The organism is Testudinibacter sp. P27/CKL/0425, from assembly GCF_052931395.1.
On sequence record NZ_CM128801.1, the window covers coordinates 2,127,500 to 2,144,295 of the forward strand.

Consider the following 16,796-nt stretch of genomic DNA (forward strand, 5'->3'; position numbering starts at 1 on the left):
GTTTTACCGCCAATAACCGCTCTTTTGTTGCCAGACTAAACCGTTTTAGCTAAAATTTTAGCTACGAGCCTGTATAAGCGGAAAAAGGGAGACGGTATGAGACAGAAAGTTTGGGTATTAGGCGATGCGGTTGTGGATTTGATCCCCGACGGCGAAAACCACTATTTGAAAGCAGCAGGCGGCGCACCAGCGAATGTGGCGGTGGGAATTGCCCGCTTAGGCGGCAGAAGTGCGTTTATTGGTCGAGTTGGTGACGATCCGCTCGGTCGCTTTATGAAAAACGTGTTGCAGCAAGAAAACGTCAATACCGATTTCATGTTGCTCGATCCGCTGCACCGCACTTCCACCGTGATTGTCGATCTGGATGACGACGGCGAACGCAGTTTCACCTTTATGGTCAACCCAAGTGCAGATCAATTCCTGCAAAATGACGATGTGCCGCAATTTAACCGTGGCGAGTGGCTGCACTGCTGCTCGATTGCGTTGCTGAATAATCCGTCGCAACAAGCCACCTTAACCGCTATGCAGCAAATCAAACAGATCGGCGGCATGGTCTCATTCGATCCGAACCTGCGCGAATCGCTGTGGGAAAACCAAGAAATTATGCGCATGACCGTGATGCAAGCGGTCGAGCTTGCCGATGTGCTGAAATTCTCCGAAGAGGAGCTTACCTTGCTGACCGAAACCGATACTCTGGAGCAGGCTCTCAGCACTATCACTGACTACTATCCTGAAAAACTGATTATCGTCACCATGGGCAAATCCGGCGCATTGGTACATTTGAACGGCGAACAGCAGCTGATTAGCGGCAAAGCGGTGCAGGCGGTTGATACCACCGGCGCAGGCGACGCGTTTGTTGGTGGTTTACTTGCCGGACTATCACAAACGGAAAATTGGCAACAATGGGAAAATTTAGTGCCGATTATTCAGCAAGCCAATGCCTGTGGTGCGCTGGCCATCACCGCCAAAGGCGCGATGGCAGCCCTGCCCGACCAAGCGCAGCTGGCACAATATTTACAGGCCTAACGCTTAAAAGGATTGGTTATGTTGATTTTCAATCAGGGAAAATATAAAAGTCTGCTCGCCGCCGAACCGGGCGAATTAGATGCGGTTGCCGAGCGAGTCGCCGCCGACCGCGACTTTCGCCCGAATTGCCATCTGGTTGCACCATTCGGCTTAATTAACGATCCGAACGGTTTGGTGTTTGACGGCGAAAAATACCATATTTTTTATCAATGGTATCCCTACGATGCGCTGCACGGCATGAAACACTGGTTACACTATACCAGCCCCGATCTGCAAACTTTCACCCTTGCCGAGCCGCTGATTCCGACTGAAATGTTCGAATCGCACGGCTGCTATTCCGGCGGCGCGTTGCTGTTGGAAGAGCATGTGGTGGCGTTTTATACCGGCAACACCCGCCGCAACAGCGATAATCAACGCATTCCGTATCAAAATCTGGCGGTGTTTAGCCGTGACGGCAAATTGTTGGATAAATACCCGCTGGTGACTTGCGCGCCCGCCGGTTACAGCGAGCACGTTCGCGATCCGAAGCCGTACATCAGTACTGAAGGCAAAGTGCGGTTTATCTGCGGTGCACAGCGCGATAATTTGAGCGGCACCGCACTTGTATTTGAAATGGACAACATCAACACGCCGCCGAGATTATTAGGCGAGCTGACGCTGTCTGATTTCAACAATGCCGATATTTTTATGTGGGAATGCCCTGATCTGCTGAAAATCGGCGATAAAGATCTGTTTATCTGGTCGCCGCAGGGCAAAGCGCGTGAAGTACGCCAATTCCAAAATAATTACCATTCGACCTATGTAGTTGGCAAATTGGATAACCTGTATTTTGATGTGGAAGCGTTTGGTGAACTGGATTACGGCTTTGATTTTTATGCGCCGCAAACTTTCGCCGGACTGGACAACAGCCAAAGTGCGGTAATGCTCGGCTGGGTCGGGCTGCCGGATTTGCAATACCCGACCGATCAATACGGCTGGCACTCCACTCTAACCATGCCGCGCCAATTGCGCTTACATAATAACCAAATCTATCAGCAACCGCTGCCGCAATGCTATCCGCAAACGCTGACCGCACTTGCGGTTGAAAAACTGGCGACACTCGAACAGTTGGATTGCAGCTTGCTACGCTTTGATGCCGAACGGCAAGATTTTCAGCTGCAACTGTTTTCCAATCCGCAAGGACAGCATTTAACCGTCAGCTATCAAGACGGCGTATTCTGCCTCGATCGCAGCACCACAGAGCAAACAGACAGTATGTTAACACTGGGCAAGCAGCGTTATTGCGAGATTGCCGATTTGCAGCAAGTTGAAATTTTTATCGATCGCTCGGTGATTGAAATTTTCTTAAACGGTGGCGAAAAAGCGTTAACTTCGCGCTTCTTTATTAAAAATCGCGATAATACGCTAAAAATATCTCGCCCGTTACAACTGCAAACTGCCCCGCTGCCGGCTATTCACTATCGGACGGATCACGACTAATTTATTATGATCACAAAACATAAACGTTGTACGCTGAGCGACATCGCCGAACTCAGCGGTGTTTCAAAAACCACCGTCAGCATGGTGCTGAACGGGCGTGCGGACGAGTTTCGGATTAAAGAGGAAACGCGCGAAAAAGTGCTGGCGATCGCCGAACAAAATCACTATCGCGCCAATATCTACGCCAAAGCACTGCAATCGCAGCGCACCGACACTATCGGCTTGGTGATTCCGGATTTTTCCAATTTCGGTTTTGCGCAAACCAGCCGAATTTTGGAAAAGTTATGCCGCCAGCACGGACTGCAACTGATCATCAGCTGTTCCGACGAACAGCCGGAATTGGAAGCTAAAGCGATTGAAAATCTATTGGAACGGCAAATTGACCTGCTGATCATCACCCCGGTGCAGCAAAGCCAAGAAGCGTATCCGCACTTGGGCAGCATTCCCTGTCTGCAACTGGATCGTTTTATTCAAGACGCCGACAATCTGCCATATGTGATCACCGACGACCAAAGTGCGGTTTCCGCCATGGTCAGCGGCATGATCGAAAAGCACCGACTCAACGAATTTTACTATCTCGGCGGCTTGCTGGATCTCACGCCGAGTAAAGCGCGGCTGCGTGGCTTCAAGTGCGGTTTGCAGCAAGCCGGCTTGCCATTGCAGCAGGAGTGGATTCAGCACCGCGATTATCATTCGGAATCGGGCTATCTGATGATGGAACAGCTGCTACAACGTTTAGGCCGTTTGCCGCAAGCGGTTTTTGTCGCCTCTTACGGCTTATTGGTCGGCGTGCTGCATTTTCTGAACGAAAAAAATCTGCTCGATCAACTCAGCCGTCAACAACTGCACTTGGCAACTTTCGACGATTATGAATTGCTGAATTGCCTGCCGTTTAATATCAATTCGATCCGCCAAGATCACGAACAAATCGCCAATCAGCTGTTTGCCTCGATCTTGAAGCTGTTAGATAAAAAAACGGTCGATAATAAAGTGATTCCCGCTGAACTGTGTTGGCGCGATCAATAGCCTGACAAACCGCACTTTGCTGAAATTTACCTCCAACGGTTTAAGGCGATGAATGCAAAGGTTGATCGGACTAAAAAGACTGGTAATCCTGTCGGTAAGTGATACAATCAAAAGCTGTTTTGGTTAGCAGTTTGTTACAATTTTTGAGTAACCGCACTTATATTTAACTGACGGAGAAATCGATATTATGTCGTGGAATGGTTCTGATAACAACCATCATTCAGATCAAGACCCTTGGGGCAAACCAGGGCAAAGCGGGCAAAAAAAGCCTGAAAAAGAGCAAGGCTGGCAGCGGAATCCGGAGTCGGAGAATGAACCGCGCGAGCAACGCAACAAACAACAAGGCCCGCCAGACTTAGAAGATATGTTCAATAACCTATTGAAAAAAATGGGTGGCGGCGGCAATCGTCAATCCGGCAATTCACCTTCTTTCAACGGTTTAGGCAAATTGCTGCCGTTAGCCGCGGTGATCGGGGCGATCGTGTGGGGCGTCAGCGGTTTTTATACCGTGAAAGAAGCGGAACGCGGCGTGGTGTTGCGTTTCGGTAAAGTCAATTCGATCGTGCAACCGGGTTTGAACTGGAAACCGACCTTTATCGATCAAGTCTATCCGGTGAATATCGAAAAAATCAGCGAACTGAAAACCCAAGGCAGCATGCTGACCCAAGATGAAAACATGGTTGTGGTCGAAATGACCGTGCAATATCGGGTCAACAATCCGGAAAAATACCTGTTCAGCGTAACCAATCCGGAAAACAGCCTATCGCAAGCAACCGACAGTGCGCTGCGTTATGTGATTGGTCATATGACCATGGACGATATTCTGACCACCGGTCGTTCAGTGGTGCGGGAAGACACTTGGCGCTACCTGGAAAACGTGATCAAGCCTTATGATATGGGCTTAGAAGTGATCGACGTCAACTTCCAATCCGCCCGTCCGCCGGAACAAGTGAAAGACGCGTTTGACGATGCGATCAAAGCGCAAGAGGACGAACAACGCTTTATCCGCCAGGCTGAAGCCTACGCGCGTGAAGCCGAGCCGATTGCACGCGGGGACGCACAACGCATTGTTGAGCAAGCCACCGCCTATAAAGAGCAAGTAGTGCTTGATGCACAAGGGGAAGTGGAGCGCTTCCAGCAATTGTTGCCGGAATATAAATTAGCGCCGGAATTACTGCGCGAGCGTTTATACATTCAAACGATGGAAAATATCATGGCGGATACGCCGAAAATGATGTTGGATTCCAGCGGCGGCAACAATTTAACCGTTCTGCCTTTAGAACAGATGCTAAACCAAAAGAAAGTCGCTGAAAGTGCGGTGAGCAGCACCAACGACGCACCACAAGCCAAAGGCGCCGGTTCAAATACCGCACTTGGCAGCAGCCCGGCAAAAACCACCGCACCGACACGCAGTAACTCGAGTAATAACGACAACGGCTATATCGGTTCACAACAAGAAGAACGTTACGAAAACAGCACTCGCCAAGGGAGATTTGAATAATGCGTAAGTTTTTATTGCCTGTTGGTATTTTGGCAGCCGCTATTCTGTATTCCAGCATTGTGGTGATCAGCGAAGGATCGCGCGGCATTATGTTACGCTTTAATAAAGTATTGCGTGACGCCGACAACAAAGTCAGCATTTATAATCCGGGCATCCACTTTAAAATTCCGTTCATCGACAATATTAAAGTGTTGGACGCCCGCACCCAAACGCAAGACGGACAAGCCGATCGTTTCGTGACCGTTGAGAAAAAAGACCTGTTGGTCGATTCGTATGTGAAATGGCGAATCAGCGACTTCGGACGTTTTTACACCAGTACCGGCGGCGGCGATTATACCTATGCCGATAACCTGCTGCGTCGTAAAGTGAATGACCGTTTGCGTTCTGAAATCGGTTCAAGAACGATTAAAGACATCGTTTCCGGCACACGCGGCGAGTTGATGACCGGCGCGTTAAACGCCTTGAACAGCGGCGCCGACAGCGCGTCTGATCTGGGAATCCAAGTGATTGATGTGCGGGTGAAGCAAATCAACCTGCCGCAAGAGGTGTCATCCTCGATTTACCAACGGATGCGTGCCGAGCGTGATGCGGTGGCGCGTGAACACCGTTCGCAAGGGCGTGAAAAATCCGCATTCATTCAAGCCGATGTTGATCGCCGTGTCACGGTGATTCTGGCGAACGCTAATAAAACGGCACAAGAATTGCGCGGTAGCGGCGACGCCACAGCAGCAAAAGTGTATGCCGACGCCTTCCGCAACGAACCTGAATTTTTCAGTTTTGTGCGCAGCCTGAAAGCGTATGAAAAGAGCTTTAAAAACGACGGCAACATGATGATTCTGAAACCGGGCAGCGATTTCTTCCGCTATATGCAGCCGGAGAAATAACCCAAACCGATACCCTAGCCCTAATTACAACTAGGGCTTTTATTTTCTATCGAAAACACAATCAAAAAGCCGTTTTTTAACCGCACTTTGATTGTAGTTCGCGAAGGAAAATAGTAAAGTAAACAATTAGTCGATACATCTTCAAATCTTAAAAGGTAAAATTATTATGGGGAAAAGTGTTGTTATCCTGGGCGCTCAATGGGGCGACGAAGGGAAAGGTAAAATTGTCGATCTGCTGACTGACCGCGTGAAATATGTGGTGCGTTATCAGGGCGGGCATAATGCCGGTCATACTTTGATTATCAATGGTGAAAAAACCGTATTGCGTCTGATCCCGTCCGGCATCTTGCGTGATAATGTCACTTGCCTGATCGGTAACGGCGTGGTGCTGTCCCCAGCTGCCTTAATGCAAGAAATGGGCGAATTAGAAAATCGCGGCGTGAATGTGCGCGAGCGTCTGCTGATTTCTGAAGCTTGTCCGTTAATTCTGCCTTACCATGTTGCAATGGATCACGCGCGTGAAGCGGCGTTAGGCAAAAAAGCCATCGGCACCACCGGTCGCGGAATCGGCCCTGCTTATGAAGACAAAGTGGCACGTCGCGGCTTACGTGTCGGCGATCTGTTTGATCGTGAAGCTTTTGCTGAAAAACTGAAAAATATTCTGGAATACTACAATTTCCAACTGGTCAATTACTATAAAGTTGACGCGGTTGACTATCAAAAAACCTTGGATGATGTGTTCGCAGTTGCCGATATTATCACCGGTATGGTGGCTGATGTTTCCACAATTTTAGATACCGCGCGTAAAAATGGCGATAATATCCTGTTCGAAGGCGCACAAGGGACTATGTTGGATATTGACCAAGGCACTTATCCGTATGTTACCAGTTCTAACACGACCGCTGGTGGTGTTTCTACCGGTGCCGGTTTTGGTCCGCGTCATATCAATTATGTGTTAGGGATTGTGAAAGCCTACTGCACCCGAGTTGGCGGTGGCCCATTCGCGACAGAACTATTCGATGAAACCGGTGCGGAAATTGCTAAAAAAGGTAATGAGTTTGGTGCGGTCACCGGTCGCCCGCGTCGTTGTGGCTGGTTTGATGCCGTTGCAATTCGCCGTGCGATTCAAGTCAACTCCATTTCCGGTTTTTGTATGACTAAGCTGGACGTATTAGACGGCTTTGATGAAATCAAAATCTGTGTCGGCTACAAAATGCCAAACGGTGAAATTCTCGAATACGCACCACTTGCAGCCAAAGATTGGGACGGCGTAGAGCCGATTTATGAAACTCTTCCAGGCTGGAAAGAAAACACTTTCGGCGTAACCGATGTAAAACAGTTGCCACAAACAACTCGCGACTACATCAAACGCATTGAAGAAGTCACCGGCGTACCGGTTGATATCCTCTCCACCGGCCCGGATCGGGTTGAAACTATGATTTTGCGTGATCCGTTTGCGTAAATTTATTCTTTTATAAAGTAGTAATTTTATATAGCCTCTTTGAAGGAATTTAAGTCCTAAAGAGGCTATTTTATAAGTTCAAAACTCTTATATTTAAAATGCTTTAGAAAACACCAAGCGAATTTGTTGGTTTTTATACGCATTCAGCGGAATGGTTGAGTCATTGTGGGTGTAGTGAAACGACAAGCGCGGGGCAAAGCCTCTCCATGACTAGTCGCGCTTTAAAATATCCACACTGGCACTCCAACGTTTATCGTGGCGGATTTTGCCAAAAATTGGCATGACATCTCGATAATCGGTTTTGCTGTAAGACAAATGCCCGCCCACGGTTAATTGCTGCCAATCAAATTGGTGGCGCACGCCGGTTTGAAGTGCGGTGCTGCGATAGGAATAGCTGCGTTCCGCCGTTTGCTTAAAGCCTTGCTGCACGCCCCAATAATAGAGAGTTTTGCCTTGTGAAATGTGGGTTAGCCGCGCAGTCAACCAATGTTGCCAACCGCGCTGATAAGCGTATTCCGGTCGGTAGTGCAGCTGTTGCGATTCCCACGATAGCGATAATTTCCAATCCGGTTTTAAACGCCAGCCGTAATCCGCACGCCCAAGCACGCCTTGGTATAATCCTTTATGCTGATACAACAAATGATGTCCGCCCAATGAAACGTCGAGTGAATGCCCTTTTTGGTTGCCAAAACTCCGCCCTACCGCCAAACGGCTGGAAGTTTGATCGTGGCGACGGTTGGCGTAATCCAAATGAGATAATGAAGCGTTGACAAACCATTGATTTCTCGCGCCAAAACGTTTTTCACCGTCTAATGAAACTTGCCAACCGATACCGCTCTTGGCGCGGCTGCTTTCGCTCAATTGATAAACTCGCCCGTCCTTCAGCACCACTGAGCGCTGTGCCGTGCCTTGATTAATATTGCTGCTCGGCAACAAGGCAAATTGCAGATTAAAACTCGCATTTTCTGATCTCAGCTGCTGCAAATGAGCATAGACATTATGTTCCACTTGCTGCGGCAGCTGCTGGCTTAGCACCAAATTAAACTGATATTCTGCAGCTTTATTGTCGCCGGTTTTGGCAAATACTTTTGCCAGCTCTAAGCGTGGGCGGTGCAGGCTGCTATCAATCGCCAACATTTTGCGATAATAGCTGACCGCACTTTGCCAATCTTGTTGCTGTTCGGCAATTTGCCCGGCAAGAAACAAGCCATGCAACGACGGCGGAACGCGCGATAACAGCGGCGCGAGTGTTTGTTTTGCCTGCTGCCATTGCCCCCTTTTCATCAACGCTAGGGTTTGTGGCAAAATTTGGTTTTCCAGCTCCGGCGTTGGTTGCGCTGTTTTAACCGTCTGTGCTGCCGACAAATCATCAAGTGCGGTATGCCGTTGATAGACTTGTGGCTGGGGAAGATTTTCTGTTTGCAATGGCACTTCATTTTGCAGATTCGCGATTGCCGGAATCGTACTCAACAGCGTGCCGTTGATCAAAAACAGTCGAAAAATAAAAGAAAAACGCATACTTAATTTGATCCTGAAAAAGAAGGAGAAAACACATTTTCATGCCCGCCGTTTCGGCAGAAATGAAATAAGGAATGCGTTGATCAAACCAACCCATTCCTTTGAAAAATTAAAAGTGCGGTCACGCGCTATTCGCGGCGCGCGCCGAATGCTCCCAATAATTGTTCTTTTCCATCTTTATTTGACAGACCAAACACGCCGCCAACTTCCTCAACCCTTTCGCCATAAAAGCGTCCATCGATCTTGCCGCCTGTAAATTTTTTATCCGTCGTGGCGAGATCATCACCCTTGAAATTATTTGTGCCTTTATCCCAAGTAGCTTTACCGGATAAGTCCCACTCTTTTTTATCAACGCCATCACCTAACCGGCTATTGCTATCTAATATATAAACTTTTGTTTTACTAGTACTAAACTCTATTTCACGTTTAGCAAAATCCGTTTTTAGCAAGACCTCTGCGGTAATAGATTTAGGCTTATCAGTTCCTTTATCATAATGACTTGCACTGGCAATGCCTTTATATTCGGCTTTGCCTTGAGTCGGAATTGCTTTTCTGGTCTGATCACCGACGCTTTGATAAACCCACACAGATTCAGTTTGCTCGTTACATTGAGAAAATGCACCATAAGTCTGATAATTCCAACCAGCTACCGCCGGATCACGCCAGATATAAGACTCCCCATCTTCATTACTGGCATAAGCACCTGCATATTTGTCCCCTTGTTTTAAACCGGCATCACGATATGTACCCAGTCCAAAAGCTTCATCATAGGTGGTGACTTTTTTTAACTCCTTACCTAATTTAAACTTCTTACTAATTGTGGTCTCTGCTAACTTTATATCCGGATTCTGAAAACCCATTAAAATTGCTTCCAGCTTTCCATCTTTATCATAGTACACTGTACGCAAGCCAGTATTGAATTTTTTACCATTTCCTGCCGTGCCTTCCATCGCCTCATATTCAACCGTAAGCGTTTCATTACCGTCTCTCTTACGACTTTGTAAACGCACTGTTGGCGATACTCGGTGATCATAATTAAAATCTTTGGTTAAAAAGCTCCCCTGTTCAGGTACTTTTTTGCTGGCTTCCGGCAACGACACATCGCCGGTGAAATTAACCACCGGTGCTTTTGCCGGTTTACTATTGACCGGTTTAGGATCTTCGACAATGCCGCCGTTTCCGCCGCACGCGGCTAATAAAAGTGCGGTTGACAATAAAATGGAGTAGAAAAATAGGGTTCTTTGTTTCATCTTTTTTGTTCCTGTAGTTATTCGATTATGGATTAAAATTTCATTTCTAGGCTAACAGCAAAATTGCGTCCCGGCGCAGTTAAGCGATCGTAGCCCAAGCCGTGTGCGAAGGTGGCGTCTGCGGTGGAAATACCCGGTTTACCCAATTGACGCAACGATTCCCAAGTGATGTATTTGGCATTAGTTAGGTTGTATACGCCGCCACGCAAAATCACATTTTTGTGTAATTCCACATAGCCGTTTACATCCCAGGTGTACCAAGATTTGCTGACCTTCGGCACGATATTTAATTCGCGTGAGCCACGAATATCGATATTCGGCAGCACGCGTCTTAACTCGCTGACTTTTTTCGCATCGGAACGGGTGAAGCGCACGCCAAGCCCCCATTTTCCGTTTGGCGCATCGTAGTCCAAACCTAGCACCGTTTTTGCCGGCTGTAAGGTGTCCATGGCGAAACTTTCCTCTTGCCAGTTGGATCTATCGCCGGAAATTTTACCCATTTTGCGTGGACGCACTTTGCTATAAGCCGCATTGCCGCTGAAACCGGCAGGGATCACATCCCACAATTCATGGAAATCAATCATCCCGCGGATATTGAAACCTTCGGAAAAGGCTTCGGTTTGGTTGCCGGTGTAAGAAACCGTCATTGGATAATTAAGCACATCCGTGACTTTTTTGCTTCTCACAGTGATAAAGTTTTTATAATCCGTGCGGAAAACATTCACGGTTAAATAACCTACGTTGCCGTGTAAATCAAAGCCGATTTCGTGGTTCAAGGCTTCTTCTTTTTTGATTTTTTCACGCCCCAATGCTTGCTTTAAATTCCGTTCGCGTTCGCGTAAGAAATCACTGCCATACATTTCTTGCGCATTAGGAATACGGAACCCTGTGCTTGATTTGTAATGCACTGAAAAATGGTCGCTCAGATTCAGGCTAGCGCCTAATGCCCAAGAAATACTGTCGTATTTATCATTTTTAAAATACGGCAGTTGAGAATCAAATTTATGTCCGTCATAGCGCAAACCGCCGATCAGATCGAGATAGCGCCCCACCGCCAAATTGTGGCTCATACCGACATAATAAGATTTACCATAAATCGGATAGTTATTCGGCGACTGTGTATCGGTATCCACTACCGGTTGGAATTGAATATTCGGCAAGGTTTTCGACTCACGGACAGACCAAGGACGGAGATAGCCTTTTTGGAGATACAGCTCGCTGAGATCAAATTTAGAGCGTCCAATTCCGGCAACCAAATCCAGATCGTGTTTGATCCCGAAATAGTTCCAAGATTTCTGAGCGGTGAGCCGCAGACGATCATAAGTTTCATCAAGTGCGGTTTGGGTTTGTCGCCATTTTTGAAATTCAATATGGTTGTTATGCCCGATTCCGTTGACATCATAGCTGTCGGTGATTAATTCGCCTTTATAGTCAAAAATAGAGCAGTCACGATTTGGCTTTTCGCCGACTAAAGTACAACGAGACAACGTATAACGTGAGGCAACAATCGTGCGATCGTGATCCAATTCCACTTTCAATTTATCAAGAAACGGATTTTTCTCGGCGGCTTGGTATTCATAAAATACACCGATGCGTTTTTTGCTGTGATCGTGATCGACGAAATCATAGCGTGGAAATAAGGCATAATATGGATAAGCGTGGTTCCAGTTGGTGTTCGCTTCATCAAGATTATGATAAAACGCCCTTCTCACACTCCTGCCATTTGCCCATGAGTAAGAACGCTTTTCGATTTCTCGCAGCTGTTTGGTATCTTCAAACAAAAACCCAATTTTGTGTGACGGCGTGATCTCGTATTGCACTTTGCCGTACCACGAATCAGAACGGTAATTCATTGGATCGGCAGCATTCCGGGTTTCGCCATACACATCATTAGGTGCAAGGTTAACCTTGTCAAAACAGCGCCAAGGCAATTGGCTGTCGCTACTACAATTTTCATGTTGTGGAAAATGGCTCGGGCGCACTGCATTCCAGCCACCAGCGCGCAAATCATCATACTGATATTCGGTCGGAAACATCCGCCACAACGTTTGGTTTGGGGTGTCTTTATGCGCTTTAATTTCATGTCCGTCGCGACGTGTGTATTGCAACAACGCCGAAAAACCGCCAGCGCGCCCTGCCGCCGCGAATGATTTGCTCCAGCGATCGTCTTTGCTACTGTAACGATTAGTAATATCTAAGCCGTAATTTTGCCCCGGTTTAATCACATCATCCGGATCTTTTGAGGTGAAAATTACCGCGCCGCCGAGCGCGCCGCTGCCGGACAGCACCGAGTTTGCCCCTTGGCTGATTTCAACGCTCTTAATATTTTCAAATTCGATTTCATTTTTGCGCCGCTAAAACGTTCGGCATAATCAGAACTCGGCGCATAGTTTTGTGACTGCGGAATGCCGTCAACGGTAATCGCCACCCGATCACGATCCACCCCGCGAATCGAATAACCGGCTGATGCGCCGGTGCCTTGCTCATTGACTGAGATGCCCGGATCATAGCGCGTTAATTCGCGAATATCGGCAACTTGTTCTTTTTTGAGCTGCTCTGCGGTCTTGACGGTGGTGGTTAAACTACGCTGCGCTTTACTGCTCTCGCCGCTGTTTTTACCAACCACTTGGATTTCATCAAGCTTCTCCTCAGCATAAGCGAGTGATACGGCAACGCTGCCAAACAGTGCATAGGTGATGAGTTTGCTTAAGAGATTAACTCGAAAGCGGGGATTCGCTGTCTTTTTCATTGTAATGCCTAATATTATTGAGAGATTAGTTTTATAATAATTTACAAATGATAATTGTTATCATTTGCGCCAGTGGGCAGTAGACTACAACAGGTTATTTTGAGGGGGTCAATCTAGAAAGTTTGGATTTTGTGATGAGGGTCAAATAAAAGAAACAGGATAACAATTTTTAAAAAAAGAGACGAATCTTACCCGATACAACAAATTGTACCGTCCATTTAGAATTCTCTCTCCCCGCTTGCGAAGAGAGAGGCAAATAGGCGGTTTGATTACGCCACTTTACTCACATCCCAAAAATCAATCGCTGCATTGACGACCGGTTGGGTGATGCCAGTGCGAATGGCGAAATCGCCGAAGCTTTCATGCGGCTGGCGGTGTTGCGCCCAGTCGCCAATCCAATCGTCAAGAATCGTGAGAATTTCTGCTTCGGTGATATTTTCTTTAAACAAGCGCGGAATGCGAGTGCCTTGCAGGTTGCCGCCGACGTGCAGGTTGTAGCGTCCGATCGCTTTCCCGACTAAACCGATTTCCGCCAACATCGCCCGCCCGCAACCGTTCGGGCAGCCGGTTACACGCAGCACGATATGTTCGTGTTGCACGCCGTGTTTTTGCATTAAGCCGTCAATCTGATCGATAAAGTGCGGTAGGAAACGCTCGGCTTCCGCCATTGCCAGCGGGCAGGTCGGCAAGGAAACGCACGCCATGCTGTTTTCCCGCTGCGGCGTTACGCTGTCGTCAATCAATTTATACTCGCGTGCGATTTTTTCAATTTTCGCTTTATCACGGGTGGAAACCCCGGCAACGATCAAATTCTGATTTGCCGTCAGGCGGAAATCGCCTTTGTGGATTTTGGCAATTTCTCGCATACCGCTCTTTAACGGACGATTCGGAAAATCCAGTAGGCGTCCGTTTTCAATAAACAGGGTTAAGTGCCATTTTTTATCTTCGCCTTGAACCCAGCCGATGCGGTCGCCCCGCTCGGTGAAGTGATATGGGCGAATCGGTTCTAATTTCACGCCGATTCGGCTTTCAATTTCCTGCACGAAAGTCGCCATGCCGACCCGTTCAATGGTGTAACGCAATTTCGCATTTTTGCGATCGCTGCGGTTGCCCCAATCACGTTGGGTGGTCACTACTGCTTCGGCACAGGCTAACACATGATCTAAGCCGATAAAGCCCAGCTCTCGGGCGGTGTTCGGGTAGGTTTTGTGGTTGCCGTGTTCCATCGACAAGCCGCCGCCGACCAATACATTGAAACCGACCAATTTGCCGTTTTCGCCAATCGCCACAAAGTTCAGATCGTTGGCGTGCAAATCCACATCGTTGTGCGGCGGAATCACCACCGTGGTTTTAAATTTGCGTGGCAGATAGTTTTTTCCCAACACCGGTTCGGTTTTGTCGCTCGACTCTTTCAGCAACGGCTGCGACAATTCGGTGGTGAACACTTTTTCGCCGTCTAACCAAATATCGGCATAAGCGGTGGTTTTCGGCAACAGGTGTTCGGAGATTTTTTTCGCCCATTCATAGGCTTCTCGGTGCAGATCGCTTTCCACCGGATTAGACGTGCACAATACGTTGCGGTTCACATCGCCTGCGGTGGCGATCGAATCCAGCCCCAAATGGTGCAGCCACTGGTGCATCGGTTTGATATTGTGTTTCAACACGCCGTGAAACTGAAAAGTTTGGCGGTTGGTCAGGCGGATACTGCCGTAGTTGGTGTGTTCGCTGGCAAACTGATCAATCCCCAGCCACTGTTTCGGCGCAATAATTCCACCCGGCAAACGACAGCGCAACATCACGTTTTTATTCGGCTCCAGTTTTTGCTCCAGTCGCTCGGCTCGAATATCACGGTCGTCCTGCTCATACATTCCGTGAAAGCGGATCAGCTGGAAATTGTCTTTCACAAAGCCGCCGGTCAATTGTTCGTTCAAATCATCGGCAATCGTGCCGTGCAAATAATCACTCTCGCCTTTCAGCCGTTCATTGTCTGCCAACGGGTTGGCTTTCCATTCGGTTTTTTTATCGCTCATATTTCACTCCGTTTAAACTTAATACACATCACGTTGATAACGTTTGGCTTGGCGCAGTTCGTCCAGATAGTCGTCTGCCTGTTCCGCACTTAATTCACCTTGCTGGGCGATCACCTCTAGCAATGCCTGTTCGACATCTTTTGCCATTTTCGAGGCATCGCCGCATACATAAATATGCGCCCCCTGTTGCAGCCACTGCCAGACAGCTTGCGCCTGCTCACGGATTTTGTGCTGCACATAGATTTTCTCCGCCTGATCACGCGACCATGCAAAATGATAACGATGCAGATAGCCCTCTTTGGCGAAAGCCTGCCATTCGGTTTGGTACAGGAAATCATCGGTGAAGTGCTGATTGCCGAAAATCAGCCAGTTTTTACCGCTCGCCTGCTCTGCCGCCCGCTGCTGCACAAATGCTCGAAATGGTGCAATACCGGTTCCCGAACCGATCATAATAATCGGCGTGTCGTTGTCTTGCGGCAGGCGGAAATTGTCGTTATGTTCGATAAAGACCCGCACTTCGCCGTCTTCCGGCAAGCGATCCGCCAGATAGCTTGATGCGCCGCCGCTGCGAATTTTGCCGTCGTGCTGATAGCGCACCACGCCAACGGTAACGTGCACCTCATCGCCCACTTCATCCGCCGCCGAGGCAATCGAATACAGTCGTGGGGTCAGCGGACGCAATAGCCCCAGCAATTGCTCGGCACTCAAAGCAAACGGATAGGCTTGCAGCACGCCGATAATCGGGGTGGTTTGAATATAATCTTGAATCGCTGCCGCCGTTGCGCAGTGGGCAGACAGAGTTTGGTTGCCGACAAAATCGGCATAACCTTTGACAAAGTGCGGTGTGTTTTGTGTGATGTCCAACTGTTCGATCAACGCCTGCCGAATGCTGAACGTTTGCTCGTTCAACCGCACTTGCTCATCGCCGCTGAGGGAAACCGCTTGCAAGATTTCCTCGATCAAATCGGGATCATTGTTAAACCACACACCCAACGCATCGCCTGGCTGATAGTGCAGATCCGAACCGCTTAAATCAATTTCCAGATGGCGCACGTCTTTTTCCGCATTGCGTGCGGTGATTTTTTGCCGCACCGCTAAACTGGCGGTGAACGGATTTTGTTTGTTGTAACGTGAAACAGTTCTCGAAACCTCTGTTGAAACCGCTGCTGCACTCGGCGGCACAACCGCACTTGGCACGGCAGACGCTTTCGCTTGCAGACATTCGACAATCCGTTCAATCCAAGCCTCGGCGGTGGTTTGATAATCCAAATCGCAATCCTGCCGCTCCAGCAAACGCTGCGCCCCCAGTTCGGCAAATTTACGATCAAAATCTTTCGCCGCCTGACAGAAATCCGGGTAGGAGCTGTCGCCCAAACCCAACACCGCAAATTCGGTTTGTGGCAATTGCGCCGCTTTTTTGCCGAACAGGTATTTATGCAGGCTGATCGCTTCCTCCGGCGGCTCGCCGTCGCCTTGGGTTGAGGTAACCAACAGCACAAGCCGCTCATTCGCCAGATTTTTCGGTTTATAGTCCGCCGCCGCAAATAACTTCACCTTAAGTGCGGTTGCGGCTAACCGGCTTTTCAACTGCTCCGCCACTTTGCGGGCGTTGCCGGTTTGCGAAGCGGAAATAATCGTCACGCTCAGCGGTTGAAGTGCGGTTTGCACACTTGCGGCAATCCCGCTGATTGGTTGCTCAATTGGCACTTGCCCGTTTTGAGCTTTGCTACGCTGCTGCGCTTCACTCCAACAATAGCCCGACAGCCACGCCAGCTGTAGCGGTTCAAAAGTTGCCAGTGTCGTCAACAATTCCGACGGCAGCGGCAAGTTATGGTGCTGTTCTGTACTCATCGTTTTAAATCCCCACCCGT

11 protein-coding genes and 1 pseudogene are annotated in these 16,796 nt (G+C 48.5%); 6 read left to right on the forward strand and 6 right to left on the reverse strand.

All coding sequences use genetic code 11. The annotated features are described in order from the left end of the window. Positions 1 to 96: 96 nt before the first annotated feature. From ACUHGC_RS10585 to purA, 6 genes are all read left to right on the forward strand, one after another. A complete protein-coding gene (locus ACUHGC_RS10585) occupies positions 97 to 1,026 on the forward strand; it encodes an aminoimidazole riboside kinase (RefSeq protein WP_446833268.1) in 930 nt (309 codons plus the stop codon). A gap of 18 nt (positions 1,027 to 1,044) precedes the next feature. After that, positions 1,045 to 2,505: a glycoside hydrolase family 32 protein gene (locus ACUHGC_RS10590; protein WP_446833269.1), complete on the forward strand. Its 1,461-nt coding sequence runs from the start codon at positions 1,045 to 1,047 to the stop codon at positions 2,503 to 2,505. A 6-nt stretch (positions 2,506 to 2,511) separates the two neighbouring features. After that, positions 2,512 to 3,531 carry a LacI family DNA-binding transcriptional regulator gene (locus ACUHGC_RS10595; RefSeq protein WP_446833270.1) on the forward strand — a complete coding sequence of 340 codons (1,020 nt, stop codon included), beginning with the start codon at positions 2,512 to 2,514 and terminating at the stop codon, positions 3,529 to 3,531. Positions 3,532 to 3,718: 187 nt separating this feature from the next. Further along, positions 3,719 to 5,032 carry an FtsH protease activity modulator HflK gene (gene hflK, locus ACUHGC_RS10600; RefSeq protein WP_446833271.1) on the forward strand — a complete coding sequence of 438 codons (1,314 nt, stop codon included), beginning with the start codon at positions 3,719 to 3,721 and terminating at the stop codon, positions 5,030 to 5,032. Beyond that, positions 5,032 to 5,916: a protease modulator HflC gene (gene hflC / locus ACUHGC_RS10605; RefSeq protein ID WP_446833272.1), complete on the forward strand. Its 885-nt coding sequence runs from the start codon at positions 5,032 to 5,034 to the stop codon at positions 5,914 to 5,916. Before hflK ends, hflC begins: the two co-directional genes overlap by 1 nt. A 166-nt stretch (positions 5,917 to 6,082) precedes the next feature. Then, positions 6,083 to 7,378 (forward strand): adenylosuccinate synthase, encoded by a 1,296-nt coding sequence (gene purA / locus ACUHGC_RS10610; protein ID WP_446833273.1) that lies wholly within the window; start codon positions 6,083 to 6,085, stop codon positions 7,376 to 7,378. Positions 7,379 to 7,471: 93 nt separating this feature from the next. On the opposite strand, the pseudogene ACUHGC_RS10615 reads toward purA, so the two are convergent. The 6 genes and pseudogenes from ACUHGC_RS10615 to cysJ all read right to left on the reverse strand — a co-directional run bounded on the left by ACUHGC_RS10615 (position 7,472) and on the right by cysJ (position 16,776). Continuing rightward, positions 7,472 to 8,896 (reverse strand): annotated as a pseudogene (locus ACUHGC_RS10615) (surface lipoprotein assembly modifier). Positions 8,897 to 9,024: 128 nt separating this feature from the next. Next, a complete protein-coding gene (locus ACUHGC_RS10620; protein ID WP_446833274.1) occupies positions 9,025 to 10,146 on the reverse strand; it encodes a transferrin-binding protein-like solute binding protein in 1,122 nt (373 codons plus the stop codon). Positions 10,147 to 10,178: 32 nt separating this feature from the next. Further along, complete coding sequence (locus ACUHGC_RS10625) at positions 10,179 to 12,434, reverse strand: lactoferrin/transferrin family TonB-dependent receptor (protein WP_446833275.1); 2,256 nt, start codon at positions 12,432 to 12,434, stop codon at positions 10,179 to 10,181. Next, a complete protein-coding gene (locus ACUHGC_RS10630; RefSeq protein WP_446833276.1) occupies positions 12,398 to 12,895 on the reverse strand; it encodes a TonB-dependent receptor plug domain-containing protein in 498 nt (165 codons plus the stop codon). The genes ACUHGC_RS10625 and ACUHGC_RS10630 overlap by 37 nt, the downstream gene beginning before the upstream one ends. Positions 12,896 to 13,164: 269 nt before the next feature. Next, entirely contained in the window at positions 13,165 to 14,925 is a 1,761-nt protein-coding gene (gene cysI / locus ACUHGC_RS10635) for an assimilatory sulfite reductase (NADPH) hemoprotein subunit (protein WP_446833277.1), read from the reverse strand. Positions 14,926 to 14,943: 18 nt separating this feature from the next. After that, on the reverse strand, positions 14,944 to 16,776 hold the full coding sequence (cysJ, locus tag ACUHGC_RS10640; RefSeq protein WP_446833278.1) for an NADPH-dependent assimilatory sulfite reductase flavoprotein subunit: 1,833 nt from the start codon (positions 16,774 to 16,776) through the stop codon (positions 14,944 to 14,946). Between the last annotated feature and the right edge of the window lie 20 nt (positions 16,777 to 16,796).

Coding starts and splice junctions, on each gene's coding strand:
- ACUHGC_RS10620 (WP_446833274.1), bottom strand. CDS start 10,146: ATGAAACAAAGAACCCTATTTTTCTACTCCATTTTATTGTCAACCGCA.
- cysJ (WP_446833278.1), bottom strand. CDS start 16,776: ATGAGTACAGAACAGCACCATAACTTGCCGCTGCCGTCGGAATTGTTG.
- cysI (WP_446833277.1), bottom strand. CDS start 14,925: ATGAGCGATAAAAAAACCGAATGGAAAGCCAACCCGTTGGCAGACAAT.
- purA (WP_446833273.1), top strand. CDS start 6,083: ATGGGGAAAAGTGTTGTTATCCTGGGCGCTCAATGGGGCGACGAAGGG.
- ACUHGC_RS10595 (WP_446833270.1), top strand. CDS start 2,512: ATGATCACAAAACATAAACGTTGTACGCTGAGCGACATCGCCGAACTC.
- ACUHGC_RS10590 (WP_446833269.1), top strand. CDS start 1,045: ATGTTGATTTTCAATCAGGGAAAATATAAAAGTCTGCTCGCCGCCGAA.
- ACUHGC_RS10630 (WP_446833276.1), bottom strand. CDS start 12,895: ATGAAAAAGACAGCGAATCCCCGCTTTCGAGTTAATCTCTTAAGCAAA.
- ACUHGC_RS10585 (WP_446833268.1), top strand. CDS start 97: ATGAGACAGAAAGTTTGGGTATTAGGCGATGCGGTTGTGGATTTGATC.
- hflC (WP_446833272.1), top strand. CDS start 5,032: ATGCGTAAGTTTTTATTGCCTGTTGGTATTTTGGCAGCCGCTATTCTG.
- hflK (WP_446833271.1), top strand. CDS start 3,719: ATGTCGTGGAATGGTTCTGATAACAACCATCATTCAGATCAAGACCCT.